Annotated in this window: 25 protein-coding genes; 17 read left to right on the top strand and 8 right to left on the bottom strand. The window is 58.1% G+C overall.

Translation table 11 applies throughout. From position 1 onward, the window contains the following. The 5 genes from tusC to ACWKV9_RS24775 all read left to right on the top strand — a co-directional run bounded on the left by tusC (nt 1) and on the right by ACWKV9_RS24775 (nt 3,090). On the top strand, nt 1-363 hold the full coding sequence (tusC, locus tag ACWKV9_RS24795) for a sulfurtransferase complex subunit TusC (RefSeq protein ID WP_483838745.1): 363 nt from the start codon (nt 1-3) through the stop codon (nt 361-363). Further along, nucleotides 363-662 (top strand): sulfurtransferase complex subunit TusB, encoded by a 300-nt coding sequence (gene tusB, locus ACWKV9_RS24790; protein ID WP_483838744.1) that lies wholly within the window; start codon nt 363-365, stop codon nt 660-662. Before tusC ends, tusB begins: the two co-directional genes overlap by 1 nt. Further along, nucleotides 659-994 carry a TusE/DsrC/DsvC family sulfur relay protein gene (locus ACWKV9_RS24785; RefSeq protein WP_483838743.1) on the top strand — a complete coding sequence of 112 codons (336 nt, stop codon included), beginning with the start codon at nt 659-661 and terminating at the stop codon, nt 992-994. Before tusB ends, ACWKV9_RS24785 begins: the two co-directional genes overlap by 4 nt. Next, nucleotides 991-1,992: a glycosyl transferase family protein gene (locus ACWKV9_RS24780; RefSeq protein WP_483838742.1), complete on the top strand. Its 1,002-nt coding sequence runs from the start codon at nt 991-993 to the stop codon at nt 1,990-1,992. Before ACWKV9_RS24785 ends, ACWKV9_RS24780 begins: the two co-directional genes overlap by 4 nt. A 96-nt stretch (nt 1,993-2,088) precedes the next feature. Further along, nucleotides 2,089-3,090: a glutathione S-transferase family protein gene (locus tag ACWKV9_RS24775; protein WP_483838741.1), complete on the top strand. Its 1,002-nt coding sequence runs from the start codon at nt 2,089-2,091 to the stop codon at nt 3,088-3,090. A gap of 93 nt (nt 3,091-3,183) precedes the next feature. On the opposite strand, the gene cysG is transcribed toward ACWKV9_RS24775, so the two are convergent. From cysG to ftsK, 6 genes are all read right to left on the bottom strand, one after another. Continuing rightward, nucleotides 3,184-4,578 (bottom strand): siroheme synthase CysG, encoded by a 1,395-nt coding sequence (gene cysG, locus ACWKV9_RS24770; RefSeq protein WP_483838740.1) that lies wholly within the window; start codon nt 4,576-4,578, stop codon nt 3,184-3,186. After that, nucleotides 4,579-5,859: a serine--tRNA ligase gene (gene serS, locus ACWKV9_RS24765; RefSeq protein WP_483838739.1), complete on the bottom strand. Its 1,281-nt coding sequence runs from the start codon at nt 5,857-5,859 to the stop codon at nt 4,579-4,581. Between the two features lie 27 nt (nt 5,860-5,886). Then, entirely contained in the window at nt 5,887-6,261 is a 375-nt protein-coding gene (gene crcB / locus ACWKV9_RS24760) for a fluoride efflux transporter CrcB (RefSeq protein ID WP_483838738.1), read from the bottom strand. Further along, a complete protein-coding gene (locus ACWKV9_RS24755) occupies nt 6,261-7,583 on the bottom strand; it encodes a replication-associated recombination protein A (protein WP_483838737.1) in 1,323 nt (440 codons plus the stop codon). The genes crcB and ACWKV9_RS24755 overlap by 1 nt, the downstream gene beginning before the upstream one ends. An 18-nt stretch (nt 7,584-7,601) precedes the next feature. Further along, nucleotides 7,602-8,225, bottom strand: a complete 624-nt coding sequence (gene lolA / locus ACWKV9_RS24750) for an outer membrane lipoprotein periplasmic chaperone LolA (protein ID WP_483838736.1) — start codon at nt 8,223-8,225, stop codon at nt 7,602-7,604. A 76-nt stretch (nt 8,226-8,301) separates the two neighbouring features. Beyond that, nucleotides 8,302-10,707, bottom strand: a complete 2,406-nt coding sequence (ftsK, locus tag ACWKV9_RS24745; protein WP_483838735.1) for a DNA translocase FtsK — start codon at nt 10,705-10,707, stop codon at nt 8,302-8,304. A gap of 462 nt (nt 10,708-11,169) precedes the next feature. On the opposite strand from ftsK, the gene aat reads away from it, so the two are divergent. The 3 genes from aat to infA all read left to right on the top strand — a co-directional run bounded on the left by aat (nt 11,170) and on the right by infA (nt 12,934). Beyond that, on the top strand, nt 11,170-11,859 hold the full coding sequence (gene aat / locus ACWKV9_RS24740; RefSeq protein WP_483838734.1) for a leucyl/phenylalanyl-tRNA--protein transferase: 690 nt from the start codon (nt 11,170-11,172) through the stop codon (nt 11,857-11,859). A 48-nt stretch (nt 11,860-11,907) separates the two neighbouring features. Next, entirely contained in the window at nt 11,908-12,615 is a 708-nt protein-coding gene (locus ACWKV9_RS24735) for an arginyltransferase (RefSeq protein WP_483838733.1), read from the top strand. Nucleotides 12,616-12,715: 100 nt separating this feature from the next. Beyond that, on the top strand, nt 12,716-12,934 hold the full coding sequence (gene infA, locus ACWKV9_RS24730; RefSeq protein ID WP_002553999.1) for a translation initiation factor IF-1: 219 nt from the start codon (nt 12,716-12,718) through the stop codon (nt 12,932-12,934). A 230-nt stretch (nt 12,935-13,164) separates the two neighbouring features. Here the strand turns inward: infA and clpA are convergent, their stop codons facing one another. Both clpA and clpS read right to left on the bottom strand, forming a co-directional pair. Then, nucleotides 13,165-15,435 carry an ATP-dependent Clp protease ATP-binding subunit ClpA gene (gene clpA, locus ACWKV9_RS24725; protein WP_483838732.1) on the bottom strand — a complete coding sequence of 757 codons (2,271 nt, stop codon included), beginning with the start codon at nt 15,433-15,435 and terminating at the stop codon, nt 13,165-13,167. A gap of 30 nt (nt 15,436-15,465) precedes the next feature. Continuing rightward, nucleotides 15,466-15,828: an ATP-dependent Clp protease adapter ClpS gene (gene clpS / locus ACWKV9_RS24720; protein ID WP_483838731.1), complete on the bottom strand. Its 363-nt coding sequence runs from the start codon at nt 15,826-15,828 to the stop codon at nt 15,466-15,468. 221 nt (nt 15,829-16,049) lie between these two features. Here clpS and cspD point away from each other — a divergent pair, with 221 nt between their 5' ends. From cspD to ACWKV9_RS24675, 9 genes are all read left to right on the top strand, one after another. Beyond that, entirely contained in the window at nt 16,050-16,319 is a 270-nt protein-coding gene (cspD, locus tag ACWKV9_RS24715; protein WP_483838730.1) for a cold shock domain-containing protein CspD, read from the top strand. A gap of 529 nt (nt 16,320-16,848) precedes the next feature. Continuing rightward, nucleotides 16,849-19,074: an NADP-dependent isocitrate dehydrogenase gene (locus ACWKV9_RS24710; RefSeq protein ID WP_483838729.1), complete on the top strand. Its 2,226-nt coding sequence runs from the start codon at nt 16,849-16,851 to the stop codon at nt 19,072-19,074. A gap of 193 nt (nt 19,075-19,267) precedes the next feature. Beyond that, a complete protein-coding gene (locus ACWKV9_RS24705) occupies nt 19,268-19,708 on the top strand; it encodes an NUDIX hydrolase (protein WP_483838728.1) in 441 nt (146 codons plus the stop codon). 71 nt (nt 19,709-19,779) lie between these two features. Beyond that, complete coding sequence (gene mnmA, locus ACWKV9_RS24700) at nt 19,780-20,910, top strand: tRNA 2-thiouridine(34) synthase MnmA (RefSeq protein ID WP_483838727.1); 1,131 nt, start codon at nt 19,780-19,782, stop codon at nt 20,908-20,910. Continuing rightward, nucleotides 20,910-21,530 carry a high frequency lysogenization protein HflD gene (gene hflD / locus ACWKV9_RS24695; protein WP_483838726.1) on the top strand — a complete coding sequence of 207 codons (621 nt, stop codon included), beginning with the start codon at nt 20,910-20,912 and terminating at the stop codon, nt 21,528-21,530. Before mnmA ends, hflD begins: the two co-directional genes overlap by 1 nt. 132 nt (nt 21,531-21,662) lie before the next feature. Next, nucleotides 21,663-23,033 carry an adenylosuccinate lyase gene (gene purB, locus ACWKV9_RS24690; RefSeq protein ID WP_483838725.1) on the top strand — a complete coding sequence of 457 codons (1,371 nt, stop codon included), beginning with the start codon at nt 21,663-21,665 and terminating at the stop codon, nt 23,031-23,033. Between the two features lie 84 nt (nt 23,034-23,117). Next, nucleotides 23,118-24,284 carry a ribosomal protein uL16 3-hydroxylase gene (locus ACWKV9_RS24685; protein ID WP_483838724.1) on the top strand — a complete coding sequence of 389 codons (1,167 nt, stop codon included), beginning with the start codon at nt 23,118-23,120 and terminating at the stop codon, nt 24,282-24,284. After that, the gene (locus tag ACWKV9_RS24680) at nt 24,277-24,702 is read left to right on the top strand and encodes a GNAT family N-acetyltransferase (protein ID WP_483838723.1); all 426 of its coding nucleotides are present in this window, start codon (nt 24,277-24,279) and stop codon (nt 24,700-24,702) included. The genes ACWKV9_RS24685 and ACWKV9_RS24680 overlap by 8 nt, the downstream gene beginning before the upstream one ends. A gap of 155 nt (nt 24,703-24,857) precedes the next feature. Then, on the top strand, nt 24,858-25,646 hold the full coding sequence (locus tag ACWKV9_RS24675; RefSeq protein ID WP_483838722.1) for a secretin N-terminal domain-containing protein: 789 nt from the start codon (nt 24,858-24,860) through the stop codon (nt 25,644-25,646). Nucleotides 25,647-26,220: the final 574 nt, after the last annotated feature.

Raw genomic sequence — 26,220 nt, 5'->3', positions numbered from 1 at the left:
ATGGCCAAATCTCTCTTGATCGTCAGCCGCCAGGCGCCATGGTCGGGCCTGAGTGCCCGTGAGGCTCTGGATATTGCGTTAGCGGGCGGCGCATTCGATTTGCCGATCGGCATGCTGTTTCTCGACGATGGCGTATTTCAGCTTTCGTCCCGGCAAGACGCCAGTCAGCTTCAGCAGAAAGACCTGATTGCGAACCTGAAGGCGCTGGCGATGTTTGGCGTTGAAGACGTCTACGCCTGCGGTACCAGCCTCGGAGAGCGAGGCATACTGCCCGATGAATTGAACGTCGAGCCGCTGACCCTGGTATACGACAAAGAGTTGGGCGCGCTCATGGACCGCTATGACCAGGTGATCACGATCTGATGTCGACCTTACACGTTCTGTCTCACTCACCTTTCGCCGACACCCGTCTGAGCACGTGCCTGCGCCTGATCGGAACCGAAGACGCCATCTTGCTGTGTGGCGATGCCACCTATGCCCTGACCGAATCGAGCGTCCCCTTCAAAGCGCTTGAAGCCCGGGTCGCTGAATTCACGCTGTTTGCCCTCGACGAAGACATCAACGCACGCAGCATTCCGGTCCCACATTGGGTAAAAACCGTTGATTACCCGGCCTTCGTTGCGCTGTCGATCCAGTACGACATGGTCAACACCTGGCTATGAAAAAGCTCATCGTCGACGGTCGCACCATCGCGCTGGACAAGGACGGGTATCTTGAGGACCTTCACGACTGGTCCAAACCTGTCGCCGAGTCACTGGCCCTCGAAGAAGACATTATCCTGACCGCCGAGCATTGGGAGATCCTTGAGTTGCTGCGCGCGTTCTACGCCGAGTTCCAACTGTCCCCCGCCACTCGCCCGCTGGTCAAATACACCGCGCTGAAACTCGGCACCGAAAAGGGCAATAGCCTGCACCTCAATCGCCTGTTCAACGGCACTCCCGCCAAACTCGCCGCCAAGCTGGCGGGCCTGCCCAAGCCGACCAATTGCCTATGAACATCCCCACCGCTCTTGTTACCGAAACGCCCGCCGAACACCCGTTTGCTCCTTTTGTGCGAATCCTTGGCAAAGGCAAACGCGGTGCTCGCAACATGACTCGCGAGGAGGCCCGCGAAGCGATGGGCATGGTGCTCGACGAAAAGGTCGAAGACACGCAATTGGGCGCGTTCCTGATGCTTTTGCGTCATAAGGAAGAAAGCGCCGAGGAACTGGCCGGTTTCACCGAAGCCGTACGCGAACGTCTCGACGCCCCGGCGCTTGCGGTGGACATCGACTGGCCGACCTATGCCGGTAAAAAGCGTCATTTGCCGTGGTACTTGCTGGCCGCCAAATGCCTGTCGCAAAACGGTGTGCGGGTCCTGATGCATGGCGGCGGCGCCCACACCGCAGGTCGCCTCTATAGCGAGCAATTGCTCGACCTGCTGGGCATCCCGCTGTGCCGTAACTGGCAAGAGGTGGGCGACGCGCTTGAGCGACAAAATCTGGCCTTCATCCCGCTGGTGGACTGGGCGCCGCAGCTTCAGCGCATGATTGATCTGCGAAATACCCTGGGGCTGCGTTCGCCAATCCACTCACTGGCCCGAATCCTCAACCCGCTGGGCGCACGCTGCGGCCTGCAGAGTATTTTCCATCCGGGTTATCAGGCGGTTCATCGCGATGCCAGTGGCCTGTTAGGGGACCACGCGATTGTGGTGAAGGGTGACGGCGGCGAAGTCGAGATCAATCCAGACACCATCAGCCATCTGTACGGCACCACTGACGGCCACCCGTGGGATGAGGAATGGCCAGCACTGTCGGATCGACGCCATGTCAAACCGGCGACCCTCGATCCTGCGCATCTGGTCGCGCTCTGGAAAGGTGAGGTGCAGGACAGCTACCCGCAACTGGCGCTGATTTCCACCATGGCATTAGCGCTCAAAGGCTTGGGCTTGAGCCGCGACGAGGCGTTTGTAAAAGCCGAACAGTTCTGGCTGAACCGCAACCCATCTATTTAACCGATCATTAGCGCCGATCCTTTGCGCTATTCGTTCGAACGATTGCCCTTAAACTGCTCTCCAACGTGCGTAAGTACACAAACTTTGGAGTCAGACATGGGCCTGCTCGTTGAAGGACGCTGGCAAGACCAGTGGTACGAAAGCAGCAAAGACGGGGCGTTTCAGCGCGAGCAGGCGCAACGCCGCAACTGGGTCACCGCCGATGGCAGACCCGGCCCATCGGGCGAAGGTGGCTTCAAGGCTGAGTCCGGGCGCTACCACTTGTACGTCTCGCTCGCCTGCCCATGGGCGCACCGAACGCTGATCTATCGCAAGCTCAAAGGCCTGGAAAACCTGATCGACGTCTCTGTGGTCAGCTGGCTGATGCGTGAAAACGGCTGGACCTTCGACACCGAAAAAGGCTCCAGCGGCGACGCTCTCGACGGTCACGAATTTTTCTACCAGCGCTACCTGGCCGACACCCCGAACTACACCGGGCGCGTCACAGTGCCGGTGCTTTGGGACAAAAAACTCCAGCGTATCGTCAGCAACGAATCGGCGGAAATCATCCGCATGTTCAACTCAGCGTTTGACGACCTGACCGGCAACGAGCTGGATCTGTACCCGGACGCATTGCATTCGTCGATCAACGAGTTGAACGATCGCATTTATCCCGCGGTGAACAACGGTGTTTATCGCGCAGGCTTCGCCACTTCCCAAGGTGCCTATGAGCAGGCTTTCGATGAAGTGTTTGCCGAACTAGATGCGCTGGAAACAATACTGGGGGAAAAGCGCTATCTGACCGGGGAATATCTGACTGAAGCGGACATCCGGCTGTTTACGACGATTGTGCGGTTCGATGCGGTGTATCACGGCCACTTCAAGTGCAATCAGCGCCGAATCGTGGACTATCCAAACCTGAGCAACTGGTTGCGTGAGCTGTATCAATGGCCGGGTGTGGCCGAGACGGTCGATTTCTACCACATCAAGCATCACTACTACGCCAGCCACAGCACCATCAATCCGACAGGCATCGTGCCGAAAGGGCCGAAGCAGGATTTGAATACGCCCCATGACCGCGAGCGGTTGAGTGGCCAAAGCATTTGGCGAAACGCGTAACCCTGTAGGAGCGAACTTGTTCGCGAAGCGGTCTCATGGCTCACCGCCAGAGCAGTCTCGCCAACAAGTTGGCTCCTACAGACTAAAAAGCAATCAAACGCTGGCCTGAGCCCCTTCGAACCAGGCCAGTTTCTCACGCAGCATGACCACTTCTCCCACGATCACTAGCGTCGGCGCATGCACTTCATGCTCCGCCACCAGTTGCGGCAGGTTGGCCAACGTTCCGGTAAACACTCGCTGATTAACCGTCGTACCCTGCTGAATCAACGCAGCCGGCGTGTCTGCCGAGCGGCCGTGCTTGATCAGCTCGTCACAGATGATCGGCAAGCCAATCAGACCCATGTAAAAGACCAGCGTTTGCCCGGGGGATACCAGGTCGCTCCACGGCAAATCGGTAGTGTTGTTTTTCAAATGGCCGGTCACGAACCTGACGGACTGCGCATAGTCGCGATGAGTCAGCGGAATACCCGCATACGCCGCGCAACCGCTGGCGGCCGTAATACCTGGCACCACCTGAAACGGAATGCCATGGGCCGCTAGTTCTTCGATCTCTTCGCCGCCGCGTCCGAAAATGAACGGATCGCCGCCTTTCAATCGCAGAACACGCTTGCCCTGTTTGGCCAGTGTCACCAATTGCTGATTGATTTGATCCTGCGGCAACGCGTGATCGGCGCGCTGCTTGCCGACGTATACCCGGTCAGCATCGCGACGGCACAATTCGAGAATCGCTGGCGCCACGAGCCGGTCATACAGCACCACATCGGCCTGTTGCATCAGGCGCAGCGCCTTGAAGGTCAGCAGATCCGGATCACCTGGCCCTGCGCCGACCAGATAAACCTCGCCAGCTTCACTGGGCGCCTCTCCGTCAATTTTGGCCTGCAACAGGCGCTCGGCTTCAGCGCCCTGCCCGGCCAGTTGCCGATCGGCAATGGGCCCCTGAAACACGTCTTCCCAGAACGCCCGACGCTGCTGGACATTGGGAAACAGGTTTTTGATCTGGTGCCTGAAACGCGCTGCCAAACCGGCCAGATGCCCGTAAGTCGGAGGGATCCAGGTTTCGATCTTGGCGCGAATCAACCGCGCCAGTACCGGGGCATCGCCGCCGCTGGAGACCGCGATCACCAATGGCGAACGATCGACGATCGCCGGGAAAATCACGCTGCACAGCGCAGGCGCATCCACGACATTGACCGGGACACAACGCTTGCGGGCATCGTGAGAAACCTGCGCATTGAGCGTCTCGTCGTCAGTGGCCGCAATCACCAAGACGCAGCCGTCAAGGTCGGACTCGGCATACCCGCGCAATACTTGCTCACCGCCACTGCTGTGGATCAGCTCCCGCAGTTCCGTACCAATTTCCGGTGCGACGACCTTCAGGACTGCGCCGGAGTCAGCCAGCAGGCGGGATTTGCGCAAGGCAATCTCGCCACCGCCGACGACCAGCACATGGCTGCCGCGAAGTTTGTGGAACAGCGGCAGAAATTCCATTTAACCGATGACCTCAATGCCGCCCATCCAAGGCTTGAGCACCTCAGGCACACGGATCGAGCCATCAGCCTGCTGGTAGTTTTCCAGCACTGCCACCAGCGTACGACCCACCGCCAGCCCGGAGCCGTTGAGCGTGTGAACCAGCTCAGGCTTGCCGGTTTCCGGGTTGCGCCAGCGCGCCTGCATGCGACGCGCCTGGAAGTCACCACAGTTGGAGCACGAGGAAATCTCGCGGAACTTGTCCTGGCTTGGAATCCACACTTCCAGGTCATAAGTTTTCACTGCGCTGAAACCCATGTCGCCGGTGCACAATGCCAGCACGCGATACGGCAATTCGAGCAACTGCAGGACGCGCTCGGCATTACCGGTCAGGCCTTCCAGCGCTTCCATGGATTTGTCGGGCTCGACGATCTGCACCATCTCGACCTTGTCGAACTGGTGCTGACGGATCATGCCGCGTGTATCGCGACCCGACGCGCCTGCTTCGCTTCGGAAACACGGGGTGTGAGCGACGAACTTCATCGGCAGCAGCTTGGCGTCGAGAATTTCACCGGCCACGATATTGGTCAGCGACACTTCAGCCGTCGGAATCAGGTACAGATCCGCTTCGCCTTCGCGGGAAATCTTGAACAGGTCTTCTTCGAATTTCGGCAGTTGCCCGGTACCTTGCAGCGCAGGCGCTTGAACCAGATAAGGGGTATAGGCCTCTTCGTAGCCGTGCTCGTTGATGTGCAGCGTGATCATGAATTGCGCCAGCGCGCGATGCAGGCGGGCAATCGGGCCGCGCAGCAAGGCGAAACGGGCGCCAGACAATTTGGCGGCGGTTTCGAAATCCAGCCAGCCGTACTTTTCGCCCAAAGCCACGTGATCTTTGACTTCGAAGTCGAAGGTTGCAGGCGTGCCCCAAGTGCGCACTTCAACGTTCTCTTCTTCGTCAGCGCCAACCGGCACCGATTCGTGCGGCAGGTTAGGCATGCTCAGCAGCATGGCGTCGAGTTCAGACTGGATGGCGTCCAGCTCTTTTTTGCCGGTGCTCAGCTCTTCTGCCATGCGGTCGATGTCAGCCATCAGCGGCGCGATGTCTTCACCGCGCTGTTTGGCCTGACCGATGGATTTTGAACGCGCGTTACGCTCGGCCTGCAGCTGCTCAGTGCGGGTCTGCACCGTCTTGCGCTGGGTTTCCAGCGCTTCGATGCGGGCCACGTCCAGTGTGAAACCCCGGGAAGCCAGGCGATCCGCTACGTCCTGAAGTTGGGTACGTAACAGTTTGGAATCGAGCATATCGTTCTCTCGTTGATTAAACGTTTATTAAATTCGGGTCATGGACAGGCCAGCCCATGTCGCGAGCAGCCCGCCCAATACGCTGATCAGCGCGTAGCCAATGGCCAGGGGTGCCTGACCGCTTTCCAGCAGACGAATCGTGTCCAGTGAAAAGGAAGAAAACGTCGTCAGACCGCCTAGAAAGCCCACCATCAATCCTGCGCGAATCTCGATCGGCACTTCCGGGCGAATCAGAAATAACCCGTAAAGCACACCGATCAACAGACAGCCCACGATATTAACGGCCAGCGTGGCGGTATAGAAGTAGCGCGGCCAGTTTGCCGCAACCAGATTACCTGTGGCGAAACGCAACAACGTGCCCGCCACGCCGCCGACAGACACAGCAACAATCAATGGGATCACTACTTTCTCCGCTTGCGAGGGCTTGCGCTGTCGAGCGCCGCCAGATGTTTGAGCTTTTCGCCGATCTTCAATTCAAGGCCACGGGGCACCGGCTGGTAATAGTGCTGCGGCTCCAGTTCGTCCGGGAAATAGTCTTCGCCGGCTGCGTAGGCATCGGGTTCATCGTGGGCATAACGATATTCTTCACCGTAGCCCAGTTGTTTCATCAGTTTGGTTGGCGCATTGCGCAGGTGCAGGGGAACTTCAAGCGAGCCATGCTCGGTGGCTTCGCGCATCGCCATCTTGAAGCCCATGTACACCGCATTGCTTTTCGGCGCGCAAGCCAGATAAACGATTGCCTGCGCAACAGCCAACTCACCTTCCGGGCTGCCAAGGCGTTCCTGTACATCCCACGCAGACATGCACAGGGGCAGCGCGCGGGGGTCGGCATTGCCGATGTCTTCACTGGCCATGCGCACCACGCGGCGGGCCAGATACAGCGGATCGCAGCCCCCATCGATCATCCGCGCGAACCAGTACAACGCAGCGTCGGGATTGGAACCGCGAATGGATTTGTGCAGCGCGGAAATCTGATCGTAGAACGCTTCGCCACCCTTATCGAAACGCCGACGACTGTCGCCCAGCAGGCTTTGCAGCAGCTCGACGTCGATCTCGCTGTTGTCCTCGGCCAGATCGGAAGCGTTTTCCAGCAGATTGAGCAAGCGGCGGCCATCGCCATCGGCGGCGGCCAACAGGATCTTGAAGCCCTCATCACCCAGGCTCAGGTGGTGCTTGCCCAGGCCGCGCTCCTCGGTCAGGGCACGATCAACCAGCTTGCGCAGTGCGACTTCATCGAGACTCTTGAGCACGTAGACACGGGCCCGGGACAGCAACGCGTTATTCAGCTCGAACGAGGGGTTTTCGGTGGTTGCGCCAATGAAAATCAGCGTGCCGTCCTCAACGTACGGCAGGAAAGCGTCTTGCTGCGACTTGTTGAAGCGGTGCACTTCATCGACGAACAGGATAGTGCGGCGACCGTACTGTCCGGCCTGCTGCTTGGCGGTTTCGACGGCCTGGCGGATCTCTTTGACCCCTGCCAGCACCGCCGACACTGTTTCAAAGTGAGCGTCCGAGACCTTCGCCAGGAGCCGCGCCAACGTGGTTTTACCCACGCCCGGCGGCCCCCAGAAAATCATCGAATGCAGCACGCCTTGCTCCAGCGCCTCACGCAGAGGTTTGCCGTGAGCGAGCAAGTGCTGCTGACCGACGTACTCATCCAGATTGGTCGCGCGCAAGCGTGCGGCCAAGGGTTGAGCGATCGGTTCACTGCTGAACAGGTCCATTGATGTACGTCGAGCCTCTTATTCCTGAATGACGTCAGCGCCCTTCGGGATCTGGAACTGGAATTTGCTCGCGGCCACAGGCTCGTTCGCCTTGACGCCGGTAAACAGGATGTTGGTGCGCTGTCCGACGCTGTCGACCAGTTGCATGTCGTTGATCAGGCCGTTGCGGAATGACAGGCGCAAGCTGTCGAACAGCGTGTCCTTGGATTTTGGCTTGAGCACAAAATCAATCACGTCACCGGCTTCCTTGGCAGTGATGTCGAAACTCTCGTTGATCTTGGACACGTCACCGGACAGCAGCAGCGCCGGAGTCTGGGTCAAACGCTGGTCCAGTGTCTTGATCGTGACCTGCTCCAGGTCCGGGTCCCACAGCGACACTTTCTTGCCGTCCGAGACCATCAGTTGCTCTTGCGGCGCGTCGGTGTGCCAGTTGAAAAGGCCAGGGCGCTGCAAGGTCATCTCACCGGAGGTTTCCTGCAGTTGCGTGCCGCCGCCATCGAGGGTCAGCTGGGAAAAGCGTCCGGTCAGGGTTTTGGAGGTTTCGAGCAATTGCGTCAGGCGTGCAACGTCTTTGCTGTCGGCGTGGGCCGAGACAGCGGAGAAGGCTAGAGCAGATACCAACAACATGCGGATAAGGCGCATGGGAGTCCTCTTTGATTCAGTTCAAGGCTGACGATGCGCTATGCATCGTCAGGTCAATAGGACGCGACGCCGACAATCAGTCGCGCATCGGGGCTGGGGCGATAACTTCACGCGAGCCGTTGGTGTTCATAGACGTCACGACCCCCGCCATCTCCATCGCTTCAATCATGCGCGCGGCGCGGTTGTAGCCGATCTTCAGCTTGCGCTGTACCGCCGAGATGGAGGCACGACGACTTTCGAGGACGAATTTGACCGCCTCGTCGTACAGCGCATCGCTTTCGCTGTCCTCGCCGTCGCCACCGCCGCTGCCGCCATCGAAGCCGCTGCCAGGCTCTTCAACGCCCGCCAGAATGTCTTCGTTGTAATCCGGCGTGCCGCGCAGCTTCCAGGCTTCTACTACACGGTGGACTTCGTCATCGGAAACAAACGCGCCGTGAACCCGAATTGGCAGGCTGGTGCCCGGCGGCATGTAAAGCATGTCACCGTGGCCCAGCAATTGTTCAGCGCCGCCCTGGTCAATGATGGTCCGCGAGTCGATCTTGCTGGACACCTGGAACGCCATTCGCGTCGGGATGTTTGCCTTGATCAGACCGGTAATCACGTCTACCGACGGACGCTGGGTCGCGAGGATCAGGTGGATACCGGCAGCACGGGCCTTCTGGGCGATACGCGCGATCAGTTCTTCTACCTTCTTGCCGACGATCATCATCATGTCGGCAAACTCATCGACCACAACGACGATGGTCGGTAATTTCACCAGCAGCGGGGCTTCGTCGTGAATGCTTTCGCGTTTGTACAACGGATCAACCAGCGGCGTTCCAGCATCCTGGGCATCCTTGACCTTCTGGTTGAAGCCGGACAGGTTACGCACGCCCATTTTCGCCATCAGTTTATAGCGACGTTCCATTTCGGCCACGGACCAACGCAGCGCATTGGCCGCGTCCTTCATGTCAGTCACTACGGGGCACAGCAAGTGCGGAATGCCTTCGTAGATCGACAGCTCAAGCATTTTCGGGTCGATCATGATCAGTTTGGCGTCGTCCGGCCCGGACTTGAACAGGATCGACAGGATCATCGCGTTCACGCCCACCGACTTACCGGAACCGGTTGTACCGGCCACCAGCAGGTGCGGCATTTTCGCGAGATCGGTAATGACCGGCTTGCCGCCAATGTCATGACCCAGCGCCAGGGTGACCGGGGATTTGGCGTCGTCGTATTCCGGTGTCGAAAGGACCTCGGAAAAGCGCACGATCTGCCGGTCTTCGTTGGGGATTTCAATGCCAACTGTGGTTTTACCAGGAATGACTTCAACCACACGCACGCTGGTAACGGCGAGCGAACGCGCCAGATCTTTTGCCAGGTTGGAAATGCGGCTGACCTTTACGCCCGCTGCCGGCTGAATCTCGTAACGGGTAATGACCGGGCCGGGATGGATGGAATCCACAGAAACTTCGACGCCGAATTCCTTGAGCTTGATTTCCAGCAGGTGCCCGACTGCAGCCAGGGACTCGGGGGAATAATTGAGCTGTTTCTTTTCCGCCGGATCAAGAATCGAAATTGGCGGCAAGGTGCCTTCGACAGCGCTGTCGACGAACAACGGCGCCTGTTTTTCCTTCTGCACACGCTTACTTGGCTCCGGCGCTTTGGCCGGTGCAGGGGCGATGACTGCGGGAACGTGCTTGGCACGCTCGCTCATGTGCTGAGTCAATGCCTGCTCGCGCTCGATCAAACGCTCCTTGGCTTTTGCCTGCTCGCGACGATCCGGGGCGATCGGCGCGACGACTTCATCGACTCGCGCATCGACCTCGCGCAACTGCGCCACCATTTGCTTGCGCTCGGTGCGCGCGCTCCACCAGCGGCTCATCGCACCGGAGAACAGCTCGAACAGGTCCAGAGTGATCTTGCCCGTGGTGTCCATGACCTTGAACCACGACAGGTCAGTGAACACGGTCAGACCAAACAGGAAGAGCGCGATAAACAACAGCGTGCTGCCCTGAATATTCAGTGCGCGCTTGGCCAGATCCCCAAGCACTTCGCCCAGGACGCCGCCCGCAGAACCCGGCAGACCGGCCGCAGAATGAAAATGGATATGAGCCAGCGCGGCGCCGGAAAGGATCAGAAATACCAGACCGATCATGCGCCAGGAGAACAGCCAGCCGCTCCACTGCCAAGGCTCGTGGCGCTGACGGAACACCTGATAGGCCTTTACGGCCAGGAGCAACGGGAAGATGTAGGCGAAATAGCCGAGCACCATGAACAAAATGTCGGCGGAAAATGCGCCAGCGCGGCCAGCGGCGTTTTGTACCTGGAGGGAGCTGCTGGTGTGACTCCAGCCAGGATCACCCTGATCGTAGGTCAACAGGGCCATCATCAGGTACAGACACAGAGCGCCAAAAGCGATCAGCGCACCTTCCTTGAGCCGGTAGTGCAAATGCTGCCGCCAAAGCGGAACGGGACTGGGTGCTGCGGTGGATTTCTTCAAAACGCTTCAATTCCTGCGCGCTAGCGCGAACATCTGATGATTGACTATGAACGACGGCATTGACGAAATAACACTGACCGATCCGGGCCAGCCGCGAGAGGACAACAATGTTGAACCCGCGCTCGACAGGTGACTTGGAATGAGGTTAAACAACGTCGCACATTGTACGGATTTGCACGCCGCGTGCCACGTTAGTCTCGCTTGCACTACACAGATGTTCAAGCACTGGCGGGACCGGGCAATTTGAGCATGCATTCTCTTTGCTGACAAAGGCTTATGACGGGTTTATATCAAGGTTAAGCAACTGAACGACGAATGCAACTTGAGCACACGCGATGTAACGCTGTATTGACACATAATTGCCATCATTTGCATCACCGGACAACCGCGTGTGACCACGTTCCCGGCACGGAGTTGCAAACCGGCGTCAACCGCCCTCCCCTCTCGCAAAGTCTGGATGCCATGCTGACTTGGTTACAACGCAATAACCTCGAATTCCCGCCGCTCGCGAAGGCCATGCGCGAACCCAACGGACTGCTTGCCGCCGGAGGCGATCTGTCGCCTGACAGGCTGATCCAAGCCTATCGTCACGGCTGCTTTCCGTGGTTTCAGGAAGGTCAGCCGATTCTCTGGTGGTCGCCAGACCCGCGCACGGTCTTATTGCCCGATGAACTGCATGTTTCCAGGAGCCTGGGCAAATTGCTGCGCCAACAGCGCTATCAAGTGACCTTCGATCGGGACTTCGCTGCGGTGATTCAGGCCTGCGCCGCCCCGCGCAGTTACGCTGACGGGACATGGATTACAGACTCGATGCAGGCGGCCTACCTGCAACTGCATCAGCGGGGCCTGGCTCACAGTGTAGAAGTCTGGGATGGCGAGGAGTTGGTCGGAGGGTTGTACGGTCTGGCGATGGGGCAGCTGTTTTTTGGCGAGTCCATGTTCAGCCGCGCCGACAATGCGTCCAAGGTCGGTTTTGCAACGTTGGTCGCGCATCTCAAGGCGTGGGGTTTTGTCCTCATTGATTGCCAGATGCCGACTCACCACCTGCAAAGCCTGGGCGCGCGCTCGATCCCTCGCGCTACGTTCGCCGATTACCTGCGCCAACACCTTGATCAGGGCAATTGTGCCGACTGGCTGCCTAGGCGAGTTTGACTCGCCTGACATACACTCTTACCAAAGCTTTTTTCTCGAGGGTTGATCATGACAGAGCTGGCGCGGCTTAAGTTTTATGCCACTCAACCCCATTCCTGCAGCTACTTGCCTGACGAGCAGGCGACCACGCTGTTCCTCGACCCCAGCCAGCCCATGGACGTGCAGGTCTACGCCGACCTTTCAGATATGGGATTCCGTCGCAGTGGCGATCATTTGTATCGCCCCCATTGCCAGAATTGCAGTGCGTGCGTTCCCGCGCGGATTCCGGTCGGGTTGTTCGAGCCGGATCGTCAGCAGAAACGTATCTTCAAACGCAACGCGGATCTGGAAGTCATCAGCACCAAGCCGCATTTCAGTGAAGAGTATTTCGACCTCTACAAGCGCTACATCGAACAGCGGCATGCCGATGGCGATATGTTTCCGCCCAGCCGAGACCAATTTTCGACGTTTCTGGTGCGTGATCTGCCGTTTTCTCGCTTTTACGAGTTTCGTGCCGAGGGACGGTTGCTTGCAGTGGCCGTCACGGACCTTCTGCCTAACGGCCTGTCGGCGGTTTACACCTTTTATGAACCGACCGAAGAGCGCCGTAGCCTGGGACGTTACGCGATTCTCTGGCAGATCGCCGAAGCGGCCCGAATGGAACTGCATGCGGTCTATCTGGGGTACTGGATAAAGAACTGCAAAAAGATGAATTACAAGACGCAATATCGGCCTATCGAGCTGTTAACTAACCAAAGATGGGTCACTCTTTACTAAGCCCTTGGCTAAAACCTCAGTTTTCGGGCACAATGCAGCCCGCTTTTGCCTGGCTGCCAGTTGCACCGGGCCATTCATTGGATACCGAGGGCTTTACTGCATGTCGAAAGAAGACAGCTTCGAAATGGAAGGCACTGTCGTCGACACCCTGCCCAACACCATGTTTCGTGTGGAGTTGGAAAATGGGCACGTCGTAACCGCGCATATCTCCGGCAAGATGCGCAAGAACTACATTCGTATTCTTACCGGTGACAAGGTGCGTGTTGAGCTGACGCCCTACGACTTGAGCAAAGGGCGCATCACATACCGCGCCCGTTAAGCAGGTCTTAACAAAAACGCCCGGCATCTGCCGGGCGTTTTTGTGTGCGCGCGAATTGATGGTCTGTAGGAGCGCGCTTGCCCGCGATTGTGACTTGCCTGAAACATTTCAGTTGGCTGATGAAACGCTATCGCGGGCAAGCGCGCTCCTACAGCAATTGGGTGCTTTGAAGAATCGGTACAAAGCAAAAAGGCGCCAATCGGCGCCTTTTGCTTTATTGACGTGAAGCTTCAGGCAAGCTCAGCCGTGGTCTCGAAATCAAAGGTGATTTCGCCGTCTTTCAGGTCGATGTGTACAACACCGCCATGCTCGGCCAATTCACCGAAGAGGATTTCTTCCGCCAGCGGACGCTTGATCTTGTCCTGAATCAGACGCGCCATCGGACGAGCGCCCATTTGCGCATCGTAGCCACCTTCTGCCAGCCATCCGCGAGCAGCATCGGTCACTTCCAGCAGCACACGCTTGTCTTCCAGTTGCGCCTGAAGCTCGGTGAGGAACTTGTCCACCACGCTTTTGATGACCTCATGGCTGAGGCGACCAAACTGGATAATGGTGTCCAGACGGTTCCGGAATTCCGGCGTGAAGCTCTTCTTGATCACTTCCATCGCATCAGAGGAGTGATCCTGATGGGTGAAACCGATCGAAGCACGCGCGGCCGTTTCAGCACCGGCGTTGGTGGTCATGATCACGATGACATTACGGAAATCCGCTTTGCGCCCGTTGTTGTCGGTCAGCGTACCGTGATCCATGACCTGCAGCAGCAGGTTGAAGACTTCCGGGTGAGCCTTTTCGATCTCATCGAGCAGCAGCACGCAATGCGGCTGCTTGGTGATCGCTTCAGTCAACAGTCCGCCCTGATCGAAACCGACATAGCCTGGTGGCGCACCGATCAGGCGCGACACGGTATGACGCTCCATGTATTCGGACATGTCAAAGCGCAACAGCTCGACACCCAGCGCTTTGGCCAACTGACGAGCGGCTTCCGTTTTACCGACACCGGTAGGCCCTGCGAACAGGAACGAACCGACTGGCTTGTCCGGAGACTTCAGGCCAGCACGGGACAGCTTGATAGCTGTAGCCAGCGAATCGATTGCAGCGTCCTGACCAAACACCGTGAGCTTGAGATCGCGCTCCAGGTTACGCAGCAGCTCTTTGTCGGAACTGTTGACGTGTTTCGGGGGAATCCGCGCAATCTTGGCGACAATGTCTTCGACCTGCGGCACTTCGATGCGTTTGACGCGCTTCTCGACCGGCTGCAGACGTTGGTAAGCACCAGCCTCATCGATGACGTCGATAGCCTTGTCAGGCATATGACGGTCATTGATGTAGCGCGAAGCCAGTTCAGCCGCCGCACGCAGTGCCTCGTCGCTGTACTCGATGTTGTGATGCTGCTCGAAACGCCCTTTCAGGCCACGCAGAATGCTGATGGTGTCTTCAACCGATGGCTCGGACACATCGACTTTCTGGAAACGACGGGCCAGTGCACGGTCTTTTTCGAAGATCCCGCGAAATTCCTGGAACGTGGTAGAGCCAATGCAGCGAATATCGCCCGATGACAACAGCGGCTTGAGCAGGTTGGAAGCGTCCATTACGCCGCCAGACGCCGCGCCCGCACCAATGATCGTATGAATCTCATCGATGAACAGGATGGCGTGTGGACGTTTTTTCAGCTCGCCGAGCAGCGCCTTGAAGCGCTTCTCAAAATCACCGCGGTATTTGGTGCCCGCCAGCAAAGCGCCGAGGTCCAGCGAATACACAACGCTGTTCATCAGCAGGTCCGGGACCTGATTGTCGACAATGCGCTTGGCCAGGCCTTCAGCGATGGCGGTTTTACCGACGCCGGCTTCACCTACCAGCAGCGGGTTGTTCTTGCGGCGACGGGCGAGAATCTGAGCGACACGCTCGACTTCAAGCTCCCGGCCCACCAACGGGTCGATGCGGCCTTGACGGGCCAATTCATTCAGGTTGCTTGCATAGGCATCCAGAGGATTGCCCGAAGAAGAAGACTCACCGCCCTCATCGTCCTGCATATCTTGCTCACCTTCAGAATGATCGCCGTTACCCGGCACCTTGGAAATGCCATGAGCGATGTAATTGACCACATCGATTCGGGCAACGCTCTGCTGTTTGAGCAGAAACACTGCCTGGCTTTCCTGTTCACTGAAAATTGCGACAAGTACGTTGGCGCCGGTGACTTCACGCTTGCCGGAGCTTTGTACGTGAAAGACTGCTCGTTGCAGGACGCGCTGGAAGCCCAGGGTTGGCTGGGTCTCACGATCCTCGTCATGGACGGGGATCAGCGGTGTGGTGGAGTCAATGAACTCCTGCAGGTCATGCTTGAGTTTATCGAGGTTTGCGCCGCAGGCACGCAGTACGGTGGCTGCAGCTTCGTTGTCCAATAGAGCCAGCAGAAGGTGTTCCACGGTCATGAATTCATGACGTTTGGAACGGGCCTCCTTGAAAGCCAAATTGAGGGTGACTTCGAGCTCACGGTTTAACATAGCTTCACCTCATACCCAAGTGTCCGGCGTTTAACCGTCCTTCTCGATCTCACAGAGTAGCGGATGCTGGCTTTCCCTGGCGTATTGGTTCACCTGCATTGCCTTGGTCTCGGCGATGTCGCGGGTGAACAATCCACATACTGCACGTCCCTCGGTATGGACGGCCAGCATGACCTTGGTCGCCAGCTCACGATTCAGGTTGAAAAAGACCTCGAGGACTTCAACAACGAAATCCATCGGCGTGTAATCGTCGTTGAACAAAACCACCTTGTACATCGGTGGCACCTGCAAAATCGGCTTGGCATCCTGAACCGCGACGCCTGCCGCCTCATCCTCATGGGACTGCGGATCATCCTGATTGAATGTTAGTCGAATCTTGCTGATTGCATGCATGGAAAGAAAGGTTCGTTAGGGGGCGAATTGAAATAGTGCGTCGCAGTCTGACCGGTTTTCAAATGGACCGCCGCGTGACCTTGACTATCGGCTAAACGGTGTTACAAACAATAGAACCCACATTGGGTAAAAAGGGTCCGCGCAGTCAACCAAAATTTTTTAGGTCCGGCGGATGAGGTGGATGATACTCCCAACGGAGTCCTTTGCAGAGGGATGTGACTATGGCAAGCGGTAAAGTCAAATGGTTCAACAATGCCAAGGGTTATGGGTTCATCGTCGAGGACGGGAAGACAGAGGATTTGTTCGCCCACTACTCGGCTATCAAGATGGACGGCTACAAAACGCTGAAGGCAGGCCAACCGGTAAAGTTCGACATTATCCAGGGTCCTAAAGGGTTGCATGCGGTAGATATTGCTTCTGCAGCCGAATTGGTCACCCCGGCATTGAACCAAGAGCCCCACGCGCAAGTGCAGCAAAGAGATCACGCCTGAGCCGGACCGTTCAAGCGCGAGACCTGAAAAGCCGGTCAGTTCACACCTCGGACTGATCGGCTTTTTTTCGCCCGATTTATTTATACGTCGGCATACGTGGACGGCAAACCGCATGCGCCTTTAGTCGAAAACTGACTTGAGATTCATTTGTCCTACAGCGCGGGCCCGCCACTGCGACAGCTTGCCGCAGGGCGCAGACGGCGTGGGTTGAGCGAGATTTCGAGACTTTATGAGGATCGACCAACGGCGTAAAATGCACCCCCGCAACTGCCAGGCCGTCACACTACCCTCGTATCAATGGTCCGGACCGGTGGTATACTGCCGCCGGTGACCACTGGGTCATTGAGGGCCCAGCCATCTCGAACGAGACATTGAGCCCTCCACAGAACCTGTTGACGCTCGACTGATACATCCCATATCACGCGACGAAATTCTCGACTTTCGGCTCATCGATACCTTGGGCGAAAGTGCCTACCCTGCGCATCTCGAAATTTTGTGTACGCTCAGCAAAGAAGAGAGTTATCCCGAAATGCCCAACCGTTCGAAGATCATCTATACCTTCACCGACGAAGCGCCTGCCCTCGCCACCTACTCACTCCTGCCTATCATCGAAGCCTTTACTTCGTCTGCTGATATCTCTGTCGAAACCCGCGACATCTCTCTCGCCGCCCGTATTCTGGCCAGCTTCCCCGAGCGCCTGGGTGACAAGAAAGTGTCCGACGATCTGGCAGAGCTTGGCGCACTGGCGACTACGCCTGAAGCCAACATCATCAAATTGCCGAACATCAGTGCCTCGGTTCCGCAGTTGAAAGCGGCGATCAAGGAGCTGCAGGACAAAGGCTACGACGTCCCGAACTACCCGGACGAAGAGATCACCGACGCTGACAAGGCTGCCAGGGCTGGCTACGACAAAGTGAAAGGCAGTGCCGTGAACCCGGTGCTGCGCGAAGGTAACTCTGATCGTCGCGCCCCGCTTTCGGTGAAGAACTACGCTCGCAAGCACCCGCACAAGATGGGCGCCTGGAGTGCAGACTCCAAATCCCACGTCTCGCACATGGACAACGGCGACTTCTACGGCAGCGAAAAATCCTCGCTGATCGCAGCAGACGGCGCCGTGAAGATCGAACTGGTCGGCAAGAACGGCACCACCACCGTCCTGAAGGAAAAAACTTCAGTACTGGCCGGTGAAGTGATCGACTGCGCCACCATGAGCAAGAAAGCCCTGCGTTCTTTCATCGCCAAAGAGATCGAAGACGCCAAGAAGCTGGGCGTGCTGTTCTCCGTCCACCTCAAAGCCACCATGATGAAGGTCTCCGACCCGATCATGTTCGGCGAAATCGTCGCCGAGTACTATCAGGACGCGCTGAACAAGCACGCCGATGTACTAAAAGAAATCGGCTTCAACCTGAACAACGGCATTGGCGATCTGTACTCGCGCATCAAGTCGTTGCCGGCTGACAAACAAGCCGAGATCGAAGCAGACCTGAAAGCTGTCTACGCGACCCGCCCTCCTCTGGCCATGGTCAACTCGGACAAAGGCATCACCAATCTACACGTACCGAGCGACGTGATCGTCGACGCCTCGATGCCCGCGATGATTCGTGATTCCGGCAAGATGTGGAACACCGACGGCGTCCTGCAGGACACCAAAGCTGTGATCCCGGACCGCTGCTACGCGACCATCTACCAAGCGGCTATCGAAGACTGCAAAAAGAATGGCGCCTTCGATCCGACCACCATGGGCAGCGTGCCAAACGTTGGCCTGATGGCGCAAAAAGCCGAAGAGTACGGTTCGCACAACAAGACCTTCCAGATCGACACCGACGGTGTTGTCCGCGTCACGGACGACAAAGGTGTTGTCCTGATGGAACAGGCTGTTGAAGCCGGTGACATCTGGCGCATGTGCCAGACCAAAGACGCGCCGATCCAGGACTGGGTCAAGCTCGCCGTCAACCGCGCCCGCGCCAGCAACACCCCGGCCATTTTCTGGCTGGACCCTGAGCGCGCCCACGATGCGGTGATGATCAGCAAGGTCGAAAAATACCTGAAGGATCACGACACCAGCGGTCTGGACATCACCATCAAGTCGCCAGTCGACGCGATGAAGGTTTCTCTGGAGCGCATTCGCGTTGGCAAAGACACCATTTCGGTGACCGGTAACGTGCTTCGCGACTACCTGACTGACCTGTTCCCGATCATGGAGCTGGGCACCAGCGCCAAGATGCTGTCGATCGTTCCGCTGATGAATGGCGGCGGTCTGTTCGAAACCGGCGCCGGCGGTTCGGCACCCAAGCACGTTCAGCAGCTGGTTGAAGAAAACTTCCTGCGCTGGGATTCGCTCGGTGAGTTCCTGGCACTGGCAGCGTCCCTGGAACACCTGGGCACCATCTACAACAACCCTAAAGCGCTAGTGCTGGCGACTGCCCTGGACAAGGCCACTGGCCAATTCCTGGACAACAACAAGTCGCCATCGCGCAAAGTCGGCGGCATCGACAACCGCGGCAGCCACTTCTACCTGGCCATGTACTGGGCTCAGGCGCTGGCTGCGCAGACCGAAGATACCGCGCTGCAAGCGCAGTTCACTCAGCTGGCAAAAACCCTGGCCGACAACGAAGCGACTATCGTCGAAGAGTTGAACTCGGTACAGGGCAAGCCACTGGATATCGGCGGTTACTACTTCGCCACGCCAGAACTGGCAAGCAAAGCCATGCGCCCAAGCAAAACCCTGAACGACGCGATCGACGCGCTCAAGTAAGGCTTGCCTGAAACGCAACTAAAAGCCCCGGCCCAGTGCCGGGGTTTTTATTGATGTTGGAGCGAGTGGGCGGCAACCCGACTTGCCCGCGAAGCTAACGATGAGGTAGCGAAGCTGATTGACCGCGCCGCTGGCTTCGCGGGCAAGCCTCGCTCCAACAAAACGCCCCTGTCCGCTTTCAGGAGATTGCCATATGGATTTCAAACCCCACATCACCGTCGCCACTATCGTCGAAGACAACGGCCGCTTCCTGTTCGTTGAAGAACAGAAAAACGGCAAGCTGGTGCTCAATCAACCCGCCGGTCATCTGGACCCCGACGAAACCCTGCGTGACGCTGCTATCCGCGAAACCCTGGAGGAAACCGGTTGGGACGTCGAACTCACAGGCGTCGTGGGCATTTACCTGTACACCGCCCCCAGCAACGGCGTCACTTATCAACGAGTGTGCTTCTCGGCCAAAGCCGTCAAACATCATGTTGACCGCGCACTGGACACGGGCATCGTGGGCGCGCCCTGGATGACCCGCGACGAACTGGCCAGCCAACCCGACCGCTGGCGCAGCGAACTGGTGCTGCGCTGCATCGACGAATACCTTGCTGGCCCGATTCACAGCCTGGAAGTCATACGTGACTGAACAGCTTTTTCGCCTTGGCGCCGACTCCCTGCTAGAATCGCGTCCTTTTCCAAGTCACCCAATGAACTCCTATGTCTGATTCAGCCTTTTCCCCTACAGAAAAGAAGCGCGTCATTGTCGGCATGTCCGGCGGCGTGGATTCTTCAGTTTCCGCCCTCCTGCTCATGGAGCAGGGCTACGAGGTGGAAGGCCTGTTCATGAAGAACTGGGAAGAAGACGACGGAACGGAATACTGCACCGCCATGGACGACCTGGCAGACGCCCAAGCCGTGTGCGACCGCATTGGCATCAAACTGCACACTGTCAATTTCGCCTCGGAATACTGGGATAACGTCTTCGAGCACTTCCTCGAAGAGTACAAGGCCGGCCGTACGCCTAATCCGGACATCCTGTGTAACCGCGAAATCAAGTTCAAAGCCTTCCTCGATTACGCCTTCATGCTCGGTGCCGATCTGATCGCCACCGGCCACTACGTGCGTCGCCGTGACATCGATGGCCGTACCGAACTGCTCAAGGGCCTGGACCCGAACAAAGACCAGAGCTACTTCCTTCATGCAGTCGGCGGCGAACAGATCGCCAAGACGCTGTTCCCCGTAGGTGAGCTGGAAAAACCAGAAGTACGCGCCATCGCCGAGAAATACGAACTGGCAACTGCGAAGAAGAAAGACTCCACCGGCATCTGCTTCATCGGTGAGCGTCGTTTTACCGACTTCCTCAAGCAGTATCTGCCCGCCCAGCCCGGCGAGATCAAGACCACCGAAGGTGAAGTCATTGGCCGCCATGCAGGCCTCATGTATCACACCATCGGCCAGCGTCAGGGTCTGGGCATCGGCGGATTGAAAGATGCAGGCGACGAGCCTTGGTACGTGCTGGTCAAGGACCTGGAGCACAACGAACTGATCGTCGGCCAGGGTAATGAACATCCTTGGCTGTTCTCCCGCGCCCTGCTTGCCTCGGAAATCTACTGGGTCAATGAAATCGATCTGACCACTCCGCGCCGGCTGACCGCAAAAGTCCGTTATCGCCAGGGTGATCAGCAGTGCACGCTTGAACGCACCGCCACCGGTTATCGCGCCACGTTCGACGAACCGCAACGCGCGGTTACGCCGGGCCAATCGGTCGTCTTCTACGATGGCGAAATCTGTCTGGGCGGCGGCGTCATTGAAATTGCCGAACCCTGGCACAGCAAGGATGGGCACTGATGAGTCCGCTTCAGGAGCAACTGGTGGCATTGGGCGGCGTGTTTCAAGCCGCGGTGCTGGTGGATCGCATCGCCAAGACAGGACAGGCAGCCGAGGCCCAAGTGGGCTGTATGCTCGGCAGCCTGTTGGTGCTGGACCCCAAGGACACGCTGGAAGTCTACGGCGGCGACGACCTGAACCTGCGCGAAGGCTATCGCGCCCTTGCCAGCGCCCTGGAGCGTGACCCTGGCACCTTGCAGCGCGAGCCGCTACGTTACGCGCTATCGATGCTCGGTCTAGAGCGTCAACTGTCCAAGCGCGACGACATGCTGGAAGTCATCGGCAAGCGCCTGCCGCAGATCAAATCCCAGGTTGAACACTTTGGTATCGTTCATGAGAACGTGATTGCTGCCACGGGTGCGCTGTATCAAGACACACTTAGTACATTGCGCCAGCGGATTCAGGTACACGGCGACATGCGCAACCTGCAGCAACCCAACAATGCATCGAAAATCCGCGCGCTGTTACTGGCCGGTATTCGCTCCGCTCGTCTTTGGCGACAAGTGGGCGGTCATCGCTGGCAGCTGGTCGTCAGCCGTCGCAAGTTGTTGAAAGAACTGTACCCATTGATGCACGGTTGATTTTCGTCACGCCATCGACCCTCCAATTTTCATGCACTGCGCGATCTACGGCGACGAGTCCAAGTCGGCTCGGCGGATTTTTAATGTATGATACGCGCCCCTTTTCGTTGCCCGACTGTCCGAGAACACCCTATGCAGCTTTCTTCGCTCACTGCGGTTTCCCCTGTAGACGGCCGCTACGCCGGCAAAACCCAGGCCCTGCGCCCTATTTTCAGCGAGTACGGCCTGATCCGTTTTCGCGCCTTGGTAGAGGTTCGCTGGCTTCAACGCCTGGCGGCTCACCCACAAATCCCTGAAGTCCCGGCCTTTTCCGCCGAAGCCAACGCGATCCTCAATGCGCTGGCCGATGACTTCGCCCTCGAACACGCCGAGCGCGTGAAAGAGATCGAACGCACCACTAACCACGACGTGAAAGCGATCGAGTACCTGCTCAAGGAGCAGGCGGCCAAGCTGCCGGAGCTGGCCAAGGTCAGCGAATTCATCCACTTTGCCTGCACCAGTGAAGACATCAACAACCTGTCCCACGCGCTGATGCTGCGCGAAGGTCGCGACACCGTGCTGCTGCCGCTGATGCGTCAGATCGCTGAATCCATCCGCGAGCTGGCGATCCGTTTCGCCGCCGTGCCGATGCTGTCGCGCACCCACGGCCAACCTGCCTCCCCGACCACCCTGGGTAAAGAGCTGGCGAACGTCGTTTACCGTCTCGAACGCCAGATCGCTCAGGTCGCTGCGGTTCCGCTGCTGGGCAAGATCAACGGCGCCGTCGGCAACTACAACGCGCACCTGTCGGCTTATTCGGACATCGACTGGGAAGCCAACGCCCGCGCTTTCATCGAAGACGAGCTGGGTCTGGGTTTCAACCCGTACACCACGCAGATCGAGCCGCACGACTACATCGCCGAGCTGTTCGATGCCATCGCGCGCTACAACACAATCCTGATCGACTTCGACCGCGACATCTGGGGCTACATCTCCCTGGGCTATTTCAAGCAGCGCACTATTGCCGGCGAAATCGGTTCCTCGACGATGCCGCACAAGGTCAACCCGATCGACTTCGAAAACTCCGAAGGCAATCTGGGCATCGCCAACGCGCTGTTCCAGCATCTGGCGAGCAAGCTGCCTATCTCCCGCTGGCAGCGTGACCTGACCGACTCCACCGTACTGCGCAACCTGGGTGTGGGCTTCGCTCACAGCGTGATTGCCTACGAAGCGAGCCTCAAAGGCATCAGCAAGCTGGAACTCAACGAGCAAAAGATCGCCGCCGATCTGGACGCGTGCTGGGAAGTCCTGGCTGAGCCGATCCAGACCGTCATGCGTCGCTACAACATCGAAAACCCGTACGAGAAGCTGAAAGAGTTGACGCGCGGCAAGGGTATCGGCCCTGAAGCGCTGCAAACTTTCATCGACGGCCTCGAGATGCCTGCTGCAGCCAAGGCCGAACTGAAAAAGCTGACCCCGGCCAACTACATCGGCAATGCCGTGGCGCAGGCCAAGCGCATCTGATCGCACCGCCTACGCTCTGAACGCCCGGCCGAGCCGGGCGTTTTTATTTCATTCAGAAAAATACATTTTTTCAATAGGTTACACATGAATCCTGATATTCCTCTTCAGCTCCTTGGCGGCATCAGTGCGCGCGTTTTCCTGCGTGACTACTGGCAGAAAAAACCTCTGCTGATCCGCCAGGCAATTCCGGACTTTCAGAACCCGATCGATCCCGACGAGTTGGCTGGCCTTGCTCTGGAAGAAGAAGTTGAGTCGCGGCTGGTCATCGAAAACGGCGAGCGACCTTGGGAGCTGCGTCGCGGACCGTTTGCCGAAGACGAATTCAGCAAACTGCCGGAGCGCGAGTGGACCCTGCTGGTGCAGGCCGTTGACCAATTCGTACCGGAAGTCAGTGAGCTGCTGGAAAACTTCCGTTTCTTGCCGAGCTGGCGCATCGATGACGTGATGATCAGCTTCGCCACGCCAGGCGGCAGTGTCGGCCCTCACTTCGACAACTACGACGTGTTCCTGCTGCAAGGCCAGGGCAAACGCCATTGGCAGATCGGTCAGATGTGCGACGGTGAAACGCCGCTGCTTGAACACGCTGACCTGCGCATTCTGTCCGACTTCCAGGCCACTGAAGAGTGGACGCTGGAGCCGGGAGACATGCTGTATCTGCCGCCGCGTCTGGCCCATTGCGGTGTTGCGGTTGATGACTGCATGACCTACTCGGTGGGCTTCCGCGCCCCGAGCGCCGCTGAAGTGCTGACCCATTTCACAGACTTCCTCAGCCAGTTCATCCCGGATGAAGAACGCTACACCGATGCCGACGCGCAACCGGTCAGCGATCCGCATCAGATCCAGCATGATGCGCTGGATCGGCTCAAGGCCCTCCTCGCCGAACACATGAGCGATGAACGCCTGCTGCTGACCTGGTTCGGCCAGTTCATGACCGAGCCGCGTTACCCCGAGCTGGTGGTCGGGCCGGAGCTGGAAGAAACCGAACTGCTGGAAAGCCTGGAACAGGGCGCCGTGCTGATTCGCAACCCGAGCGCACGCCTGGCATGGTCCGAGGTCGACGACGATCTGCTGCTGTTCGCCAGCGGCCAGAGCCGACTGTTACCGGGTAGCCTGCGTGAACTGCTCAAGCTCATCTGCGCTGCCGATGCGCTGCACAGCGATAACCTCGGCCCATGGCTGGCGGACGAAAACGGTCGCAATCTGATCTGCGAACTGGTCAAACAAGGAAGTCTGGGATTTGCCGATGAATAGCATCCGCGTACGCAAGGCCGATTGGCACAAAAACAATGCCGATATCCGGCGCATCCGCGAAGCCGTGTTCGTTGCCGAACAATCGATTCCGCCAGAACTTGAGTGGGACGCAGAGGATGCCAGCGCACAGCATTTTCTCGCGTTCGAAGGCGATTTTCCTATCGGCACTGTGCGTCTGCTGCCCGACGGTGAAATCGGTCGCCTGTCAGTACTCAAGGACTGGCGCGGGCTGAATGTCGGGGACGCTTTGCTCAATGCGGCCATCGAACAGGCCGAACAGCGCGACCTCAAGCAACAGAAGCTCAGTGCTCAGGTGTATGCCACGGCCTTCTACGAGCGCTTTGGCTTCACCGTTGTCAGCGACGAATTTCTTGAAGCGGGTTTGCCCCACGTTGATATGGTTCGCAACTCGAAATAAGTTGAGACTTGCATGACCCCGAACGCCCCGGGTTGCAGCTGACTATGCTGGAACTGTCGGGGCGTTTTGCCGTGTGCCATTCAACTTGGCTCAGTTGGGGCCGACACCCTGTCAAACTCAACGCTTTGCTGCGCCCCATCGCGGAGATCACACATATGTCGTTACGCCCCCTGCTCGCTTCCCTGTTGTTGGCGTGTAGTTTTGCGGCCACCGCTGCTACCGAAGTTGTGCCGCTGAACTACCGCACCAGCGATGATCTGTTGCCCACCGTCAAATCAATGCTCGGGAGCGAGGGCAGCGTCAGCGCCTACGGCAACAAGCTGGTCATCAATGCGGAGCCCGGCAAAATCAACGAAATTCGCGACTTGGTGGAGCAGTTGGACACCGCGCCGAAACGCTTGCTGATCAGCGTGGACACCAGCGACAGTAGCAATCAGAATAATTCGGGTTACTCGGTCAACGGCCAGGTAGTCGGGCAGAATGGCCAAGTCAGCGGGCGCAGCCAGACGCGGATCATCAATTATGGTTCTACCAGCCGTGACGGTGGCGTACAGCAAGTTCAGGCCAACGAAGGTACGCCCGCGCTGATTCAGGTCGGACAAAGTGTGCCGATCACCAGCACTCAGACGGATGCTTATGGTTATCCGCAGAGCAACACCCAATACCGCAACGTCACCCAGGGTTTCTACGTCACAGCCAGCGTCACCGGCGATATCGTGCACCTGAGCATCAGTACCAATCGCGACCGTATGAGTCAGGAGCGACCGGACGCAATCAAGGTGCAGAGCACCGACACGCAAGTCAGCGGCCGGCTGGGGGAGTGGATCACCCTGGCCGGGACGAGCGATCAATCTCGCGCCGATGAGCAAGGCGTGATTCGGCGCTATTCCACCCAGGGTCGCGATGACATGACGTTGCGAGTCAAGGTCGATAGCCTCGACTGAAAGCGCCCTTCGGTTCGCATCGAATCTGTAGGAGCGCGCTTGCCCGCGATTCATTACAGCACCGGGAAAATCACTGCACCAATGATTTTTACGACTGCTTCGCAGCCGATCGCGGCCTCGCGCTGCTCGTACGCTCCCACGGGTACGGCGGACACCTGCGAATGTGTGGCAACGCGATTGGCAGTTACTCAGCAGATAGGTCGTGCCGCGATCCCCTGTAGCAGCAATCCGAGGTAACGAGGGTCGCGATCCAGTGCGCAGCGCTGGCAACGTCGGCGAATCCAACATCGATACGACTGCTTCGCAGCCGATCGCGGGCTCGTGTTGCTCGTACGCTCCTACAGGTACGGCGGACACCTGCAAATGTGTGACGCGATTGGCCGGTACTCAGCAGATAGGTCGTGCCGCGATCCCCTGTAGGAGCAATCCGAGGTAACGAGGGTCGCGATCCAGTGCGCAGCGCTGGCAACGTCGGCGAATCCAAGATCGTTACGACTGCTTCGCAGCCGATCGCGGCCTCGCGCTGCTCGTACGCTCCTACAGGTACGGCGGACACCTGCACATGTGTGGTAAC

It is taken from the genome of Pseudomonas corni (assembly GCF_057128765.1).
The sequence above is the reverse complement of the archived record's forward strand: the minus strand, read 5'-3'. Positions and strand labels throughout refer to the sequence as shown.

Coding starts and splice junctions, on each gene's coding strand:
- clpS (WP_483838731.1), bottom strand. CDS start 15,828: ATGCATGCAATCAGCAAGATTCGACTAACATTCAATCAGGATGATCCG.
- hflD (WP_483838726.1), top strand. CDS start 20,910: ATGAGTCCGCTTCAGGAGCAACTGGTGGCATTGGGCGGCGTGTTTCAA.
- ACWKV9_RS24780 (WP_483838742.1), top strand. CDS start 991: ATGAACATCCCCACCGCTCTTGTTACCGAAACGCCCGCCGAACACCCG.
- cysG (WP_483838740.1), bottom strand. CDS start 4,578: ATGGAATTTCTGCCGCTGTTCCACAAACTTCGCGGCAGCCATGTGCTG.
- tusC (WP_483838745.1), top strand. CDS start 1: ATGGCCAAATCTCTCTTGATCGTCAGCCGCCAGGCGCCATGGTCGGGC.
- aat (WP_483838734.1), top strand. CDS start 11,170: ATGCTGACTTGGTTACAACGCAATAACCTCGAATTCCCGCCGCTCGCG.
- ACWKV9_RS24705 (WP_483838728.1), top strand. CDS start 19,268: ATGGATTTCAAACCCCACATCACCGTCGCCACTATCGTCGAAGACAAC.
- lolA (WP_483838736.1), bottom strand. CDS start 8,225: ATGCGCCTTATCCGCATGTTGTTGGTATCTGCTCTAGCCTTCTCCGCT.
- serS (WP_483838739.1), bottom strand. CDS start 5,859: ATGCTCGATTCCAAACTGTTACGTACCCAACTTCAGGACGTAGCGGAT.
- infA (WP_002553999.1), top strand. CDS start 12,716: ATGTCGAAAGAAGACAGCTTCGAAATGGAAGGCACTGTCGTCGACACC.
- ACWKV9_RS24685 (WP_483838724.1), top strand. CDS start 23,118: ATGAATCCTGATATTCCTCTTCAGCTCCTTGGCGGCATCAGTGCGCGC.
- ACWKV9_RS24675 (WP_483838722.1), top strand. CDS start 24,858: ATGTCGTTACGCCCCCTGCTCGCTTCCCTGTTGTTGGCGTGTAGTTTT.
- ACWKV9_RS24775 (WP_483838741.1), top strand. CDS start 2,089: ATGGGCCTGCTCGTTGAAGGACGCTGGCAAGACCAGTGGTACGAAAGC.
- cspD (WP_483838730.1), top strand. CDS start 16,050: ATGGCAAGCGGTAAAGTCAAATGGTTCAACAATGCCAAGGGTTATGGG.
- tusB (WP_483838744.1), top strand. CDS start 363: ATGTCGACCTTACACGTTCTGTCTCACTCACCTTTCGCCGACACCCGT.
- ACWKV9_RS24680 (WP_483838723.1), top strand. CDS start 24,277: ATGAATAGCATCCGCGTACGCAAGGCCGATTGGCACAAAAACAATGCC.
- clpA (WP_483838732.1), bottom strand. CDS start 15,435: ATGTTAAACCGTGAGCTCGAAGTCACCCTCAATTTGGCTTTCAAGGAG.
- ACWKV9_RS24755 (WP_483838737.1), bottom strand. CDS start 7,583: ATGGACCTGTTCAGCAGTGAACCGATCGCTCAACCCTTGGCCGCACGC.
- purB (WP_483838725.1), top strand. CDS start 21,663: ATGCAGCTTTCTTCGCTCACTGCGGTTTCCCCTGTAGACGGCCGCTAC.
- ACWKV9_RS24710 (WP_483838729.1), top strand. CDS start 16,849: ATGCCCAACCGTTCGAAGATCATCTATACCTTCACCGACGAAGCGCCT.
- ACWKV9_RS24735 (WP_483838733.1), top strand. CDS start 11,908: ATGACAGAGCTGGCGCGGCTTAAGTTTTATGCCACTCAACCCCATTCC.
- mnmA (WP_483838727.1), top strand. CDS start 19,780: ATGTCTGATTCAGCCTTTTCCCCTACAGAAAAGAAGCGCGTCATTGTC.
- ACWKV9_RS24785 (WP_483838743.1), top strand. CDS start 659: ATGAAAAAGCTCATCGTCGACGGTCGCACCATCGCGCTGGACAAGGAC.